At 70.0% G+C, this 737-nt stretch carries 1 protein-coding gene; it reads right to left on the reverse strand.

The features are described from left to right. Window positions 1–32 precede the first annotated feature (32 nt). On the reverse strand, window positions 33–737 hold a 705-nt coding region (locus RF638_RS16045; protein WP_259917873.1), incomplete at its 5' end, for an ISL3 family transposase.

Below are 737 nucleotides of genomic sequence, written 5' to 3' on the forward strand. Positions count from 1 at the left end.
GGCTCTTCAACTTTGAGCGTGGTGCTGGGTGTTCACGCCGCGATCGGTCGGGGCGCATAGCCAATGATGCGGCATCTGTAGTTCCGATGGTTGCGGTACCCGCGCCCGACCCTCTTGATCGTCTTGGCGGTCAGGTTCGCCGCCTCGGTGCGAGCGTTCGTGACCCTGGTTCGGCAGAAGGTGAGCAGCTCACGACGCCAGGCCAGCAGGGTCCGGAACAGCGCGGCCGGCTCGGGCAGGTGGGTGGCTCGCACGGCGCTCTCAAGGCGGGCCCAGTGCCGCTGGAAGGAGGGCGTGTCGGTGGCGGTGAGGACCTGGCGGACGTGTTCCTTGATGCCCCACGCGACGGCCAGCTCGACGTCCTCGGCCAGGATCTGCTGCAGCTTGGTGCGCTGCCGGACGGTGAGCCGGTCACCGGCGCAGGTGAGCAGCTTGCGGTACTTCCACGGGGTGTCGGTCGCCCGCCCTCGGCGCTCGTGCAGCTCCCACACCCGGCGCCTCCTCACCTTGGTGACCATCTCGTTGGCCAGCCGCACCACGTGCCAGTGGTCCACGCTGACCTTCGCCCGCGGTAGTGCCTTGCGGACCGCGGCCCGGAACTCACTCGACATGTCCAGGGCGACGACCTGCACCCGCCGGCGCCACCACCGCGGCCGCGCCGCGAGCCAGGAGGTGACGACCTTGCCGCGGCGGCCGTCGACGACGTCCAGGATCGCGCCGTCGTCCAGGTCGGTGAA

The organism is Kocuria sp. CPCC 205235 (assembly GCF_040980905.1).
Lineage (GTDB): Bacteria > Actinomycetota > Actinomycetes > Actinomycetales > Micrococcaceae > Kocuria > Kocuria carniphila.